The sequence below is a fragment of the Desulfovibrio subterraneus genome, from assembly GCF_013340285.1.
Lineage (GTDB): Bacteria > Desulfobacterota > Desulfovibrionia > Desulfovibrionales > Desulfovibrionaceae > Halodesulfovibrio > Halodesulfovibrio subterraneus.
In genome coordinates this window covers 563,254-577,800 of the sequence record NZ_BLVO01000012.1, presented here as the reverse complement: position 1 = coordinate 577,800, position 14,547 = coordinate 563,254, and the positions used below count along the sequence as shown (strand labels likewise).

Below are 14,547 nucleotides of genomic sequence, written 5' to 3'. Positions count from 1 at the left end.
CATGACCCATTGCAGCCCCGCCGGTAACGACGGGGCTGCTTCTTTTACGACCGCTCTCAGGGGCAGGAATAGTCCTTCATTCCATTATTTGCTTGTTCAGCCCACTTGAGACAACGCGCATTTTCCGTTAGCGTGGCACACTTGACTACATTTGGAAGGTCCAATGATCCGTACCATATGGTTTTATCTCTCCTTTCTGACGGCAACGCTGGCCATCAGCATAGCCACCATGATCGTTGGCGTCTTTGCGCCGGCGGGCAGGGCCTGCGCCTATCTGGCCGCCCTGTGGAGCCGCTGCGCCGTCGCCTTGTCCGGTATCCGGCTTGAAGCCGACCTCAACGCCGTGCCCGCCCGCGGGCCCGTCGTCTTCATGGTGAACCATCAGAGCCAGTTTGATATTCCCATCAGCACCCTGCTGCTGCGCTCGCATTATCCGGCCTTCGTTGCCAAGAAGAGCCTGTTCCGCATTCCCTTCGTGGGCTGGGCCTTCAGTCTGGGCAAGCATATTCCCATTGACCGCAAGAACAGCCGCAGTGCCATGAAGTCCATGGACAAGGCAGCGGAAACAGCCAAAGCAGGACGCTCCATAGTCATTTTTCCCGAGGGCACCCGGCAACTGGACACGTCCAGACTGGGCAGCTTCAAACCCGGCGGCATCATTCTGGCGCTCAAAGCAGGTCTGCCCGTGGTACCCGTGGTCATGGACGGCACAGGCGAAATTCTTCCCAAGGGACACATCACCCTCAAACGCCGCCATGTGGTGCGGGTGAAAGCCCTGCCTCCCGCAGACCTTTCCGGCTACACGATCAAAGACCGCAACCGTTTTCTCACCGAACTGCACACACTGATGAACAACGCCTATCTGGAGATGCGCGCATGCCGGACCACCAAGACTTTCTAACGCTCACCCCGCTCGGCGGGTATGGCGAAATAGGCATGAACTGCACCATCTGGTCCACGGCCACCACGTCGGTGCTTGTGGATTGCGGACTCATGTTTCCGGACGACTATCTTCTCGGCATCGACGTGGTCATTCCCCAGTTTGACCACATTCTCCGCCAGAAAGAGAAGGTGCGCGGCATTGTGCTCACCCACGGGCACGAAGACCATATAGGAGCACTGCCCTGGCTCATGCCGTGGCTGCACGTTCCCATTTACGGTTCACGATTCACCATGGCACTGGTGGAACACAAGCTGCGGGAAGCCAATCTGCTCGACCGTTCCGAGCTGGTGGTGGTGGAACCGGGCCAACGCCTTGCCCTTGGCGACATGGTTTTCAACTTCTTCCCCGTGTGCCACTCCATCATTGAAGGCTTCGGCCTCGGCGTAGAAACTCCGGTGGGGCGCGTGGTGCACACGGGCGACTTCAAACTGGACCCCAACCCCATAGACGGCCACAGCACCGACCTTGACGCCTTCCGCCGTTTCTCGGACGAAGGCGTGCAGCTGCTGCTCTCGGACTCTACCAACATCGAACGCGACGGGCATTCGCTGGGCGAACGCGAGATCCGCGACACCTTCGACGGCATTTTCCGCGATGCGACCGGCCGCGTGGTGGTCACCCTGTTCTCCAGCCACATACAGCGCATACAGGAAGTGTTCGACATTGCCGCCAAGTACGGCCGCAAGGTGGCCGTTTCCGGCCGCAGCCTGCTGAACAACATAGATATTGCCCGCGACCTTGGCTTCATGCGCGTGCCTTCCGGCGTGTATATGGACCCGCAGGATATGCCCGCCCTGCCGGACAACGAGATTGTTCTGCTGGTCACAGGCTCGCAGGGCGAACCGCTTTCCGCCCTGTCGCGCATCACGCGCGGCGAGCACCGTTCCCTCGCCATCAAGGAAGGGGACACCGTCATCATGTCGTCCCGCTTCATTCCGGGCAACGCGCGGGCCATCACCCGCCTTATCAACGACATGTACCGCCTCGGGGCGGAGGTCTATTACGAGAATTTCCGTAACATCCATGCATCGGGACACGCCTACCGCGAAGAACTGCGTACCATGCTGGAAACCGTGCGGCCCCGCTTCTTCGTGCCGGTGCACGGCGAATACCGGCATCTGGTCAAGCATTGCCGCCTTGCCCATGAATGCGGCATTCCGCAGGAGCACACCATCATTCTGGAAGACGGAGATCCCCTCACCCTGCTGCCCGAAGGCATACGCAAGGAACCGCGCATCAACCTTGAAACCGTTCTGGTGGACGGCAAGGGCGTGGGCGATGTAGGCTCTTCCGTACTCAAGGAGCGCCAGATTCTGGGCGGCGAAGGCATGGTGGTAGTCTTCCTCGTGCTCGACGAACAGATCTGGGAGATTCTGCACGGACCGGACATCGTTTCCAAGGGCTTCATATTTGAGGCCCATTACAACCACGTGCTGGAAGATGCCAAATGCATCGTTCTGGATATACTGGAGAACATGAGCCCCGGCGATCTGGAAAAACTGCAGGACCGTATCCGGTCCACCCTGCGAAGATTCTTCCGCAAGGTGCTGGAGCGCGACCCTGTGGTTCTGCCCGTTATCACCATGGTATAACGGCTTACGAATTGCAGCATGCACGTGCCGCGGATACGCCGGAGGCTGTGTCCAGTGCTGTGCAGCTTCAGGAAACCGGAAGAATAATGGACGCTTCCGGCCCTGCACCGCATACTGCCCCGCAGTGCCGGCTGCCACAAAGCCGGAACACTGCCGCACGCTCACAACGTCCCGCAACGGAGGAGACATGCGCGTTCTCAGGGTCCGCTACAACAATACCGCCTTCTACGCCGCCTTGCGCGAGGATACCGTACTCTGCCTGAACCCCCAGCTCGGGCTGGTTGATCCCATTCCGTTGGAAGACGTTTCCATCCTCCCCGTTGTCACGCCGTCCAAAATCGTGTGCGTGGGACTGAATTACAGGGCCCATGCGGCAGAACTTGGCATGCCCGTTTCGGATGAGCCGGTCTATTTTCTCAAGCCCCCGTCCGCCGTCATCGGTTCCGGCCAGCCCATTCTGCTGCCGGAAATCTCCAAACAGGTGGACTACGAAGCTGAGCTGGCCATCGTCATAGGCAAGGAATGCCGCAGACTGCGCCACGATCAGGTGCCGGACAGCATTTTCGGTTTCACCTGCGCCAATGATGTCACCGCGCGCGACCTGCAGAAAAATGACCCATGGTTCGGCCGCTGCAAGGGATTTGATACCTTCCTGCCCATAGGGCCGTGGATTGAGACGGACGTGAAGAACCCCGACGACCTGACCATACGGTGCATAAAGAACGGTCAGGTCATGCAGGAAGGACACACCTCGGACATGCTCTTCTCTCCCTATGATCTGGTGGTGCATATCTCGCAGGTCATGACGCTGCTACCGGGTGACGTGATTCTCACCGGCACCCCGCCCGGGATAGGCCCCATGCAGCCGGGAGACGAGATTCGGGTGGAAGTGGAGAACATGGGCCTGCTCATCAATCCGGTGCGCGACAGCATGGGGCGAACCGGCGAAGACGAAGTGCCCCTGCAGTAGGGCTTCGCGGACGGATTTCCGTCCCGCACCCCCTTCTTTATTATCTGATAAAATTCGCCGCCAACGCGCACAAACGCTTGCTTTTTCCCTGAAAGCGGCTTATCTACTCGTGCCTTTTATACATAAAGCACACTCCGAGTTTCGTCCTTGGGTGCCTTCAAGTCGGCGTAAACACGTACCTTCTTGCAGGTCGAGGGTCATGGCTCGGGGTGGAAGAAAACCCAATTACAGGAGTTACACATGTCTTACGTATCAATGAAGCAGATGCTGGAGACCGGCGTCCACTTCGGCCATCAGACCCGCCGCTGGAACCCCAAGATGCGCCCCTTCATTTTCGGCGCACGCAACGGCATCCACATCATGGACCTGCAGCAGACTGCAAAGCTGTTCCGCCGCGCTCATGACAAGGTTGCTGAAACCGTTGCCAAGGGCGGCAAGGTCATCTTCATCGGCACCAAGCGTCAGGCTCACGAAGCTGTTCGCACCGAAGCTTCCCGCGCAGATCAGTTCTTCGTAACCAACCGTTGGATGGGCGGCACGCTCACCAACTTCCAGACCATTCGCAAGTCCATCGACCGCCTGAAGAAGCTGGAAGCCATGTTTGAAGACGGCACCATCAACCGTTACCAGAAGAAGGAAATTCTGACTCTCCGTCGCGAGATGGATAAGCTGGAACTGACCCTCGGCGGTATCAAGAACATGGATCGTCTGCCCCAGCTGGCATTCATCGTGGACCCCAAGCGCGAAGAAATCGCCGTTAAGGAATGCCGCAAGCTCGGTATCCCGATTGTTGCCATCACCGACTCCAACTGCGATCCCGACGTGATCGACTACGTTATTCCCGGCAACGACGACGCCATCCGCGCCATCAAGCTGTTCGTAGCCCACATTGCCGAAGCCTGCATGGAAGGCGCCGCAATGGGCAAGGACGGCAAGGACGCTGATCCTGAAGTTGCCATGGCTGCCGCTGCTGAAGCTGAAGCCGGCAAGGACGAAGAATAAAATCACCACGGGAGAATACATATGTCTATTTCCGCCGCTATGGTGAAGAGCCTGCGCGATAAGACCGGCGCCGGCATGATGGACTGCAAGAAGGCTCTTGCAGAAAACAACGGAGACGAAGAGAAGGCAATCGACTGGCTGCGCCAGAAGGGCCTCTCCAAGGCTGCCAAGAAGGCCGGTCGTGCCACCACCGAAGGCCTCGTGGGCTGCGTGGTTGAAGGCAAGGTTGCCGCTCTGGCCGAATTCAAGTGCGAAACCGACTTCGTTGCACGCAACGAAGCCTTCATCGCCCTTTCCCAGAAGTTCGCACAGGACGTTGCAGCCAACGGCGCAGAAGGCTTTACTGACCGCGTAGCCAATGACGTGACCGACTGCATCGCCACCCTGGGTGAAAACATGTCCGCCGGCCGTGCAGCCCGTGTTGCACTGGCTAACGACGGCGTTATCGGTTCCTACGTGCACTCCAACGGCAAGATCGGCGTTCTGGTTGCCATCGAAGGCAGCTCCGACGCAGAACTGGCCAAGAACATTGCCATGCAGGTAGCCGCTACCAACCCCGTTTCTCTGGACTCTTCCAGCATTCCGGCCGACCTGATCGCCCGCGAACGCGAAATCCATCGTCAGAAGACCCTGGAAGAAGGCAAGCCCGAGAACATTGTCGACAAGATCGTGGACGGCCGCATGCAGAAGTTCTTCAAGGAAGTTACTCTGCTCGACCAGCCCTACATCCGCGACGACAAGATGGCCGTTAAGGACCTGCTCAAGGGCGGTGCCAAGGTTGTCGAATTCGTTCGCTTCGCTCTGGGTGAAGACGCCGTAGCCGAAGAGGAAGAGGCAGAATAGCCTTTTTCTTTCCATAGCTCGCTAAAGGGGGTCGCAAGACCCCCTTTTTTTGGGTACGGTATCGTCGGTCCGAAACAATGGCTCCAAGACCTCCCGGACACCTGCAAAATCACAGGCCCGCGCGTGTCTTGACTTTCGTGACCAAAGGGCGCACAGAAACGCAAATCTGAAACCGAATCCCCTTTTTCCATGCGCCTTCCGCCCCCTCAGGCGTGGCCGGAAAAACAGCTTACACACGCACAGCAAGCGGAGTTTACATACATGCGCGATTCCTTTCTGGTCTTCGGACAGCCGCTGATCGAGCAGGACGAAATTGATGAAGTGGTGGACAGCCTGAAAAAGGCGTGGATCGGCACCGGTCCCAAAGTGCATCAGTTCGAAAAAGATTTTGCCGCGTACAAAGGCGTTTCCTGTGCGGCTGCGGTTAACTCCGCCACCGCCGCCCTGCACCTTTCCTGCCTTACCCTTGAGCTGGAACCCGGTGATGAGGTCATCACCACGGCCATGACGTTCTGTGCCTCGGTGAACTCCATCATCCACGCAGGTGGCACTCCCGTGCTCGCCGATGTTGACCCGCTGACGCTCAACATAGACCCCGCCGCCATTGAAGCCAAAATTTCTCCGCGCACACGCGCCATCATGGTGGTGCACTATGCCGGACGATGCTGCGACATGGACCCCATCATGGCCCTTGCCGCCAAGCACAATCTTGTGGTCATTGAAGACTGCGCCCATGCCATTGAGACCACCTACAAGGGGCGTCAGGCAGGCACCATCGGCCACATAGGCTGCTTCAGCTTCTATGCCACCAAGAACATCGTCACCGGCGAAGGCGGCATGCTCATTTCCAATGACAAGGCCGCCATCGACCGCTGCAAGATCATGGCCCTGCACGGCATGAGCGCCGATGCGTGGGCACGCTTCTCTGATTCGGGCTACAAGCACTATCAGGTTGTGGACCACGGCTTCAAATACAACATGATGGATCTGCAGGCTGCGCTCGGGCTGCACCAGCTGCCCCGCGTGGATACATACTGGAAGCGCCGCGAAGCCGTGTGGAACCGCTACATGGAGGCCTTTGCCGATCTCGGACTCGGCCTGCCCGCAGCGCCTGAAGCCGACACCGTGCACGCCTACCACCTGTTCACCATCCGCGTGAACAAGGACTGCTGCAGCGTTGAGCGCGACCAGATGCTGGAAGCCATGCGCAAGCACAATATCGGCGTGGGTGTGCACTATCTCGCCATTCCCGAGCACCCTTACTATCAGAAGCGGTTCGGCTGGATGCCTGAAGACACTCCCCATGCCACCAGCTACGGCCGCGAAACCGTCAGCCTGCCCCTTTCGGCCAAACTGTCCGACAAGGATGTGGACGACGTGATCGAAGCCGTGCGCTCCATCTGTAACGCCTGCTCCGGAGTGTCCTAGTGAAACCTGCGGTGACCGGACTGGTGCTCACCTACAACGGTGAGCGTCTGCTGGACAAATGCCTTGTCTCTCTGGCGTTTTGCGACAAGGTACTGGTTGTGGATTCCTTTTCCACCGACCGCACCGTCGCCATTGCCGAAGCGGCCGGAGCAACCGTTGTTCAGCGCAAATGGGAAGGCCCCGGCCCCCAGTTCCAGTTCGCCCTCGCCCAGATTGACACAGAATGGGTTGTGAGCCTTGATCAGGATGAGATTTGCACCGATGATCTGCGTGAACGCGTCCTTGCGGCGCTGCCCGCTGCTCCGGCTTCGCTTGCCGGATTCTACGTGCACCGTCGCAACTGGTATTATGACAGGTTCATGAAGCATTCCGGCTGGTATCCGGACCGGTTGCTGCGCGTGTTCCGCACAACCAGGATGCAGGTAGAGGTAAGCGGTGCGCACTACTCCTTCCGCCCCAAGGGTGACACGGACGTGATCAAGGCCGACATCATACACTACCCTTACGAGAGCTTTGCCCAGCATCTGGACAAGATCAATTCCTATGCCCAGCAGGGTGCGGATGATCTGCGGCGCAAGGGCAGAAAAGGCGGAGTGCTGCGCGGCATAGGTCATGGCATGATGCGTTTTGCGAAACTGTATTTCTTTCAGTTGGGAATGCTGGATGGCCGTGCCGGTTTCATCAATGCCGCGCACGGCTCGTTTTACGCCTTCCTCAAATACGTTCGAATTGACGAAGGCATGTGGGGCAAGCCCTACAGCGATCAATAATGTATTTATGGCGGCAAGTCCGCCATATTTTTTGAATAGGTTTAGTAACGACAACCCCAGAGGTCGGACATGAGCGATTTGCGTTTCAAGCGCGTGCTGCTGAAGCTCAGCGGCGAGGCTTTGGCTGGTGATGAAAAATTCGGTATTGACCCTGCAACTGTTTCAAAGATATGTCGAGAAATCGCTGAAGTGGCTGATATGGGTATAGAAGTTGCCCTGGTCATCGGCGGCGGCAACATCTTCCGCGGATTGTCCTCTTCCGCCAAGGGCATGGACCGCTCCTCAGCGGACTACATGGGGATGATGGCAACGGTGCTCAACGCCCTTGCCGTGCAGGACCAGCTGGAAAAGCTCGGGCATCCCACCCGCGTTCTTTCCGCCATCACCATGCAGGAAGTGTGCGAGCCCTACATTCGCCGCCGCGCCGAGCGCCATCTGGAAAAGGGGCGCATAGTCATATGTGCCGCCGGAACCGGCAACCCCTACTTCACCACTGATACCGCTGCTGCGCTGCGCGGCATGGAACTCAAGTGCGATGCCATTATCAAGGCAACCAAGGTGGACGGGGTATACGACAAGGACCCCGTAAAGCACTCTGATGCAGTGATGTTCAAGCAGCTCAGCTACATCGACGTATTGCAAAAGAAGCTCGGCGTCATGGACTCCACCGCCATTACGCTGTGCATGGAAAACAATGTTCCGATTCTCGTCTGCAACCTCCACAAGGGTGACATCAAGCGCATGATGCTTGGCGAGAATGTCGGCACCATCGTACAAGGAGAGTAACCCCATGGATGAGATCCTGCTCGACGCCGAAGAAAGAATGGAGAAGGCCATCACGTCGCTTGAACGTGATTTCGGAAAGCTGCGCACCGGCCGCGCATCCACCTCGCTCGTGGACAACATCATCGTGGACTACTACGGCACACCCACGCCCATAAAGCAGATGTCGTCCGTTTCCATTCCCGACAGCCGCAGCATTACCATACAGCCGTGGGATAAGGCCGCCTTCGGGCTGATTGAAAAGGCCATCATCAATTCCGATCTGGGTCTCAACCCCATGAACGACGGCCGCGTCATCCGCATCAACATCCCGATGCTGACCGAGGAACGCCGTAAGGAACTCGTGAAGGTCGCCAAGAAGTATGTTGAAGAAGCCAAGGTTGCTGTCCGCAACGTACGTCGCGATGCCAATGAACAGATCAAGAAGCTGGAAAAGAGCAAAGACGTAACCGAGGACGAATCCCGCCAGGGTCAGGACGAGGTGCAGAAGCTCACCGACGCTTACGTGGCCAAGGCCGATGAGCGCGGAACTGCCAAAGAAGCCGAAATCATGGCTATCTAGCCCTTTCCTGTTTTTGTTGAAGAGTGAAGGCCGGTCCTCGTGGACCGGCCTTTTTCTATATAGAAGATTGATATCACACCTTATCCGGCTACCTGTTGTATCGTTGATATTCTTGAAGGACCGCATCTCTGTACTACCAATGCCTATGCAACTATGCTATGAGCAAAGGTAATTTAGCCATTTACCGCTCCGCCAGCCGCCAGCGCGGCAACCAGCGAGCCTTGCGGAAAACCCATAAAAGGCAGGTATCAACATGGAATCGAAGGCGTTGTATAAAACAATCTACAAAATCGCCAAGGTCGTGAACTCCTCCCTTGAACCCAAGGTAGTGCTCGGGCAAATAGTCGAACAGGTCACCCGTACAATGGGGGCCAGAGGCTGCTTTATCCGCCTGCTGAACAGAACCGGAACAGTGCTCAAGCCCGATGCATATTATGGCCTCAGCGACCGCTACGCCCAGAAAGGTCCCGTAGAAGTGAGCAAGAGCAAGCTGGATCAGGAAGTGCTGGCCGGCAAGGCTATCTATATTGAAGATGTACGAAACGATACACGTTTCCAGTATCCGGAGCAGGCTTCTGAAGAAGGCCTTGTCTCCCTCGTGGTTGTGCCGCTTATCGCACACGGCAACAAGGTTATCGGCGTGCTGCGCGTCTATTCCGGCGAAACCCGCAAGTTCACCGAAGACGAACTGGAATTTCTGAGCTGCATCGCCAACCTGTGCGGCATAGCACTGGAAAATGCGCGTATGTATGCGACTCTCAAGCGTGCCAGCGACCTGGCCAACGCCTACGTATATCAGGTGTTTGAAGACTAACCCTGACGCACCTGAACATTACCACTAACGCGACATATCGCGAGCGGAGGATAGCATGAGTAAAGTACGTGTAGGCATCAACGGCTTTGGCCGCATTGGTCGCCAGGTTCTCAGATCCATATGGAAATATCATCGGGACACCATTGAAGTGGTGGCCGTGAACGACCTTTTCGATATCAAGACCAACGCGCATCTGCTGGCGCACGACACCAGCTACGGCCCCTTTGAGCCCAAGGTGAGCGTGGACGGCGACATGATTATTGTGGGCGACGACTTCAAGGTGAAGAACTTTGCCGAGCGCGACCCGCGCCTCATTCCGTGGGGTGCCGAAAAGGTGGACGTGGTGGTGGAATCCACGGGTATCTTCCGCACCGGCCCCAAGGCGGCCATGCATATTGAAGCCGGTGCCAAGAAGGTCATCATCTCTGCCCCCGCCAAGGAAGAAGACATCACCATCGTCATGGGTGTTAACGACAAGGCATATGACCCTGCCAAGCACCACATCATTTCCAACGCATCGTGCACCACGAACTGCCTTGCCCCTGTCGTGAAGGTAGTGCACGAAACGTACGGCATCAGAAAGGGTGTGATGACCACCATCCACTCATACACCAACGACCAGCGCATTCTCGACCTGCCCCACTCCGACCTGCGTCGCGCACGGGCAGCCGCCTGCAACATGATTCCCACCTCAACAGGCGCAGCGAAAGCCGTTGCCCTGGTCATTCCTGAAATGAAGGGCAAGTTCTCGGGCTACTCCGTCCGCGTTCCCACCCCCACGGTTTCGCTCGTTGACTTCGTCTGCGAGCTTGAAAAGGACACGACCACTGAAGACCTTCGCGCCGTGCTCAAAGCCGCAGCAGAAGGCCCGCTGAAGGGTATTCTGGGGTACTCGGAAGAGCCGCTGGTATCTTCCGACTTCATCGGAGATCCGCGTTCCTCCATCGTGGAAGCGGACTTCACCATGATGCAGTCCGGCAACATGGCCAAAATCTATTCGTGGTACGACAACGAGTGGGGCTATTCCTGCCGCGTGGGCGACCTGATCGCCATGATGGCTGCCAAGGGCATGTAGCCTGCGGCCATATGATTACAATACAAAGGGAGGCCATGTGCCTCCCTTTTGCGTTGCCGCCCTCTTCCATCTTCCTGCAAATACGTATACATCCCAACCCATGAACAGCACAGTCCACAAAGATCTCATCAGTTTCGTTGAAGAGAAGATTCCCTTCCACCGTTTTCTCGGCGTGAAGGTGCTCGATGTTCGCCCCGGGTATGCCAAGGTGTGCCTCCCCTACCGGGAGGATTTTAACGGGAACGAAATGCGCGGCGTGTTGCACGGGGGCATAACCGCCCTGCTGGTGGACATTTGCGGTGCTGTTGCCCTGTGGACCCACTTTGGCCCCGAGGACAAGACGGCCACCATAGACATGCGTGTGGATTACCAGCGCCCTGCCCCTTTTGAAGATCTTGTGGCGGAAGGCGATGTGCGCATGCTCGGCAACCGCATTGCCAACGTGCACATACGCGTGACCTCCGCCTCCATGCCCGATACGCAGATTGCCGAAGGCCGTGCCGTCTATTACGTCAAGCGTGTCGGAGCACCGAGCTGACCTGCAGCCTGAAAGCAGTCTGATCCCATACGGCTCGCGCCAAGCTCACAACGGCTAACATCCGGGTAGCTGCTTACTCTGATCCGTTTTGAGGGCGGTTCGCAGCAGATCATCTTCAGCCGTCCAATCATACACTCACCCATCAGGACATACCCGCCGCCTGCAGACCCGATATTCCACATTACCAATGATAAAAGGCCGCCCCCCTGTGGAGCGGCCTTTTAAAAAACTGTGAGCAGGGAAGGAGAGGCGTAGTTCCAAACCTGGTCACAGGGTCTACCTATTGTGTGCTGCCGCGTCGTGTTCCCCCCGGAACAGAAGGGCTATGGCGTAGCCCTATCACGCGGCATCGTGTATCCACCGGCACGGACAATACCCACTGCCGGAGAACAACAGTCTGCAAAGGGCGGCTAGGCCACGGCTTCGTCAACAGAAGACCGCAGCGGCAAACCACACCTTCTATGCGCCCGCTGCCGGAGTATAATCCGACGGGCAGACGCTGTGCTTCAAATTCCCTGCCTAATCCGCCTGTTTGCGGATGAAAGACGGAATCTCGAACTCATCCTCATCGAATACGAAGTCGTCTTCGCCGGGATTATGTACATTGGCTGCCTGCTGTGCAGTCTGGGCAACCTGTCCCTGACGACGCAGATATGCGGGGATATTGCGATCTTCTTCACTGAAATTGCCAAGTCCGCGCGCGGGTGCAGGACGGGTGATCACTTCCTGCGCACGACGGGCCTGAGGAGCCATGGCCTGTCCTGCGGAATGGCCCATGCTATGCCCCATGGGCTGAGCTGCGGGCTGGGCAGGACGTGTGGCAACCTGAGGCTGAATCTGCTGCGCACGCGGAGCGGGTGCTGCCTTGGGCGCGCTGTTGCGCATGGGAGTCACCTTGCTTCCGCCGCCGGAAACCATGGTCCGGCTGCCGCTGCCCTGCGTTTCTGCACGGGAAGTGTCGATGCCGGTGGCAATAACGGTAATGCGCATTTCGTCGCCGATGTTGTCATCGAAAACGGTACCGAAGAAGATGCGTGCCTCTTCATGGGCGGCTTCCTGAATGGCGCCTGCGGCCTCGGAAACCTCTTCGATGGTCAGATCGGAGGAGCAGGTGATGTTCATGAGAACACCGCGTGCGCCGTCGATGGATACATCTTCCAGAAGCGGGCTGGTAATGGCCTTCATGGCTGCCTCGCGGGCGCGGGCTTCGCCGGTGGCGCTGCCTGCACCCATCATGGCGAGACCGGATTCGCCCATCACTGCCTTCACGTCCGCGAAGTCAAGGTTGATGAGACCGGGAACCATGATGAGGTCAGAGATGCCCTTCACTGCAAAATACAGAATTTCGTCGGCCTTCTTCAGCATTTCCACGAAGGTGGCTTTTTTGGCGGCCAGAGACAGCAGTCGGTCGTTGGGGATGGTGATGAGGGAGTCCACGTGCTGACGGAACTCTTCAATACCGGCTTCGGCTGCTTCAAGACGCTTCTTGCCTTCGAAGAAGAAAGGCTTGGTCACAACGCCAACGGTGAGCGCGCCCATTTCCTTGGCTACCTGTGCGATAACGGGTGCTGCACCGGTGCCGGTGCCGCCGCCCATGCCTGCGGTAACAAAGACCATGTCTGCTTCGCCGATGGCGGCACGGATCTGCTCGATGGATTCCAGAGCGGCATCGCGGCCGACTGCGGGGTTGGCGCCTGCGCCAAGGCCCTTGGTGAGCTTGTCACCCAGCTGAATCTTGTATTCAGCCTGCGAGTTGTTGAGAGCCTGCACGTCGGTGTTTGCCGTGATAAAGGTAACGCCGCGCAGTACCGAGCTGATCATGTTGTTGACGGCATTCCCGCCACCACCACCGACACCTATGACTTTTATTTTCGCCATGCTGTCGTTTTCAATTTCCATGAATTCCATTTCGCCTCTCCTTTAACCGATACTCAGTTCAACAATGTAGACCTTAAACGTGTAGACCATACAGGAATCAGTTCTCGGAAACGCCTAGGACACATCCGAGAACCACTTCTTCATCCGGGACAGGACCCGGTTGAAGACATTGCCGTCGCGAATGCGGAATTTCAGCTCCAAGCCTTCCTTTTCCGCGCCATACCGCAGGAGACCAACCGCGGTGGCGTACTTGGGGCTGTTCACTACATCCTTCAGGCCGCCCACATTGCGCGGATAGCCAATCCGCGTGGGCAAGTTGAAGATTTGTTCACCAAGTTCCTGGCATCCGTCAATAAGCGCCGTGCCGCCAGTGAGCACCACGCCTGCACCGATAAGGTTCTTGTATCCGGAACGGACGAGTTCCTGATCCACGAGGGACAGAATCTCTTCCATGCGCGGTTCACATATTTCCGCCAGTACCTGACGGGAAAGCTTGCGGGGCTCACGGTCGCCCACGCTGGAGACCTCTATGGTTTCATCGCCGCGCACAAGTTCGGCAAGTGCGCAGCCATACCGGGTCTTTATCTTTTCGGCGCTTACCATGGGGGTGCGCAGGCCGAAGGCGATATCGTTGGTCAGGTTCTGCCCGCCAAGAGCCAGCACCCCTGTGTGCTTGATGGAGTCGTTGGCGAAGACGGCGATATCCGTCGTGCCGCCGCCAAGGTCCACCAGAGCAACGCCTATTTCGCGCTCTTCTTCCGTCAGCACGGCTTTGGAAGAAGCCAGCGCCTCAAGCACGATATCGGAAACATCAAGACCGCTGCGATGGCAGGAACGCACGATGTTCTGGGCGCTTGTCACCGCGCCGGTGACTATATGCACCTTCACTTCGAGACGTACACCGGCCATGCCGAGCGGATCGGCAATGCCGCGCTGGTCGTCCACAATGTATTCCTGCGGAAGGATGTGGATGACCTCCCGGTCGAGCGGAATGGCCACAGCCTTGGCCGCATCCAGCACGCGCTCCACATCTTTGGGGCCGACTTCGCCGCCCTTGACCGCAATAACGCCGTGGCTGTTGAAGCCCTTGATATGACTGCCCGCAATTCCGGCATAGACGGAGCGGATCTCGCAGCCTGCCATGAGTTCAGCTTCTTCAAGCGCCTTCTTGATGGACTGCACGGTCTGCTCGATGTTGACGACAACACCCTTGCGCAGACCCGTGGAGGGAGCAGTGCCGATGCCGACGATGTCCACACCGTCAGGAGTGGGCTCGCCCACCACGGCGCAGATTTTCGTGGTCCCGATATCGAGTCCCACTATCAGATCAGACTTGCCCATACTGCATA

14 protein-coding genes are annotated in these 14,547 nt (G+C 57.6%); 12 read left to right on the top strand and 2 right to left on the bottom strand.

Annotated features, from left to right (window positions below):
• The first annotated feature begins 163 nt into the window (after nucleotides 1-163).
• The 12 genes from HUV30_RS06500 (at nucleotide 164) to HUV30_RS06445 (ending at nucleotide 11,320) form a co-directional block, all read left to right on the top strand.
• Nucleotides 164-901, top strand: a complete 738-nt coding sequence (locus HUV30_RS06500) for a lysophospholipid acyltransferase family protein (RefSeq protein ID WP_174404593.1) — start codon at nucleotides 164-166, stop codon at nucleotides 899-901.
• Nucleotides 877-2,535: a ribonuclease J gene (locus tag HUV30_RS06495; RefSeq protein WP_174404592.1), complete on the top strand. Its 1,659-nt coding sequence runs from the start codon at nucleotides 877-879 to the stop codon at nucleotides 2,533-2,535. The genes HUV30_RS06500 and HUV30_RS06495 overlap by 25 nt, the downstream gene beginning before the upstream one ends.
• Before the next feature lie 187 nt (nucleotides 2,536-2,722).
• Nucleotides 2,723-3,505: a fumarylacetoacetate hydrolase family protein gene (locus HUV30_RS06490; protein ID WP_174404591.1), complete on the top strand. Its 783-nt coding sequence runs from the start codon at nucleotides 2,723-2,725 to the stop codon at nucleotides 3,503-3,505.
• Nucleotides 3,506-3,745: 240 nt separating this feature from the next.
• On the top strand, nucleotides 3,746-4,507 hold the full coding sequence (gene rpsB / locus HUV30_RS06485; RefSeq protein ID WP_174404590.1) for a 30S ribosomal protein S2: 762 nt from the start codon (nucleotides 3,746-3,748) through the stop codon (nucleotides 4,505-4,507).
• A 21-nt stretch (nucleotides 4,508-4,528) separates the two neighbouring features.
• Entirely contained in the window at nucleotides 4,529-5,350 is an 822-nt protein-coding gene (tsf, locus tag HUV30_RS06480; protein WP_174404589.1) for a translation elongation factor Ts, read from the top strand.
• Nucleotides 5,351-5,611: 261 nt separating this feature from the next.
• Complete coding sequence (locus HUV30_RS06475) at nucleotides 5,612-6,778, top strand: DegT/DnrJ/EryC1/StrS family aminotransferase (protein ID WP_174404588.1); 1,167 nt, start codon at nucleotides 5,612-5,614, stop codon at nucleotides 6,776-6,778.
• Nucleotides 6,778-7,548: a glycosyltransferase family 2 protein gene (locus tag HUV30_RS06470; RefSeq protein ID WP_174404587.1), complete on the top strand. Its 771-nt coding sequence runs from the start codon at nucleotides 6,778-6,780 to the stop codon at nucleotides 7,546-7,548. The genes HUV30_RS06475 and HUV30_RS06470 overlap by 1 nt, the downstream gene beginning before the upstream one ends.
• 69 nt (nucleotides 7,549-7,617) lie before the next feature.
• The gene (gene pyrH / locus HUV30_RS06465; RefSeq protein ID WP_174404586.1) at nucleotides 7,618-8,334 is read left to right on the top strand and encodes a UMP kinase; all 717 of its coding nucleotides are present in this window, start codon (nucleotides 7,618-7,620) and stop codon (nucleotides 8,332-8,334) included.
• A 4-nt stretch (nucleotides 8,335-8,338) separates the two neighbouring features.
• Nucleotides 8,339-8,893, top strand: coding sequence for a ribosome recycling factor (gene frr / locus HUV30_RS06460; RefSeq protein WP_174404585.1), 555 nt, complete (start codon nucleotides 8,339-8,341; stop codon nucleotides 8,891-8,893).
• A 253-nt stretch (nucleotides 8,894-9,146) separates the two neighbouring features.
• Nucleotides 9,147-9,707 (top strand): GAF domain-containing protein, encoded by a 561-nt coding sequence (locus tag HUV30_RS06455; protein ID WP_174404584.1) that lies wholly within the window; start codon nucleotides 9,147-9,149, stop codon nucleotides 9,705-9,707.
• 55 nt (nucleotides 9,708-9,762) lie between these two features.
• Nucleotides 9,763-10,782: a type I glyceraldehyde-3-phosphate dehydrogenase gene (gap, locus tag HUV30_RS06450; protein WP_174404583.1), complete on the top strand. Its 1,020-nt coding sequence runs from the start codon at nucleotides 9,763-9,765 to the stop codon at nucleotides 10,780-10,782.
• Nucleotides 10,783-10,882: 100 nt separating this feature from the next.
• A complete protein-coding gene (locus HUV30_RS06445; RefSeq protein ID WP_174404582.1) occupies nucleotides 10,883-11,320 on the top strand; it encodes a PaaI family thioesterase in 438 nt (145 codons plus the stop codon).
• Between the two features lie 519 nt (nucleotides 11,321-11,839).
• Here HUV30_RS06445 and ftsZ read toward each other — a convergent pair.
• Nucleotides 11,840-13,228, bottom strand: coding sequence for a cell division protein FtsZ (gene ftsZ / locus HUV30_RS06440; protein WP_174404581.1), 1,389 nt, complete (start codon nucleotides 13,226-13,228; stop codon nucleotides 11,840-11,842).
• Nucleotides 13,229-13,312: 84 nt separating this feature from the next.
• Entirely contained in the window at nucleotides 13,313-14,539 is a 1,227-nt protein-coding gene (gene ftsA / locus HUV30_RS06435) for a cell division protein FtsA (protein WP_174404580.1), read from the bottom strand.
• Between the last annotated feature and the right edge of the window lie 8 nt (nucleotides 14,540-14,547).

Bases quoted from the DNA above. Each gene is read 5' to 3' on its own strand.
- HUV30_RS06490 (WP_174404591.1), top strand. From the start codon at position 2,723: ATGCGCGTTCTCAGGGTCCGCTACAACAATACCGCCTTCTACGCCGCC.
- HUV30_RS06500 (WP_174404593.1), top strand. From the start codon at position 164: ATGATCCGTACCATATGGTTTTATCTCTCCTTTCTGACGGCAACGCTG.
- tsf (WP_174404589.1), top strand. From the start codon at position 4,529: ATGTCTATTTCCGCCGCTATGGTGAAGAGCCTGCGCGATAAGACCGGC.
- HUV30_RS06445 (WP_174404582.1), top strand. From the start codon at position 10,883: ATGAACAGCACAGTCCACAAAGATCTCATCAGTTTCGTTGAAGAGAAG.
- gap (WP_174404583.1), top strand. From the start codon at position 9,763: ATGAGTAAAGTACGTGTAGGCATCAACGGCTTTGGCCGCATTGGTCGC.
- frr (WP_174404585.1), top strand. From the start codon at position 8,339: ATGGATGAGATCCTGCTCGACGCCGAAGAAAGAATGGAGAAGGCCATC.
- ftsA (WP_174404580.1), bottom strand. From the start codon at position 14,539: ATGGGCAAGTCTGATCTGATAGTGGGACTCGATATCGGGACCACGAAA.
- rpsB (WP_174404590.1), top strand. From the start codon at position 3,746: ATGTCTTACGTATCAATGAAGCAGATGCTGGAGACCGGCGTCCACTTC.
- ftsZ (WP_174404581.1), bottom strand. From the start codon at position 13,228: ATGGAATTCATGGAAATTGAAAACGACAGCATGGCGAAAATAAAAGTC.
- pyrH (WP_174404586.1), top strand. From the start codon at position 7,618: ATGAGCGATTTGCGTTTCAAGCGCGTGCTGCTGAAGCTCAGCGGCGAG.
- HUV30_RS06455 (WP_174404584.1), top strand. From the start codon at position 9,147: ATGGAATCGAAGGCGTTGTATAAAACAATCTACAAAATCGCCAAGGTC.
- HUV30_RS06495 (WP_174404592.1), top strand. From the start codon at position 877: ATGCCGGACCACCAAGACTTTCTAACGCTCACCCCGCTCGGCGGGTAT.
- HUV30_RS06475 (WP_174404588.1), top strand. From the start codon at position 5,612: ATGCGCGATTCCTTTCTGGTCTTCGGACAGCCGCTGATCGAGCAGGAC.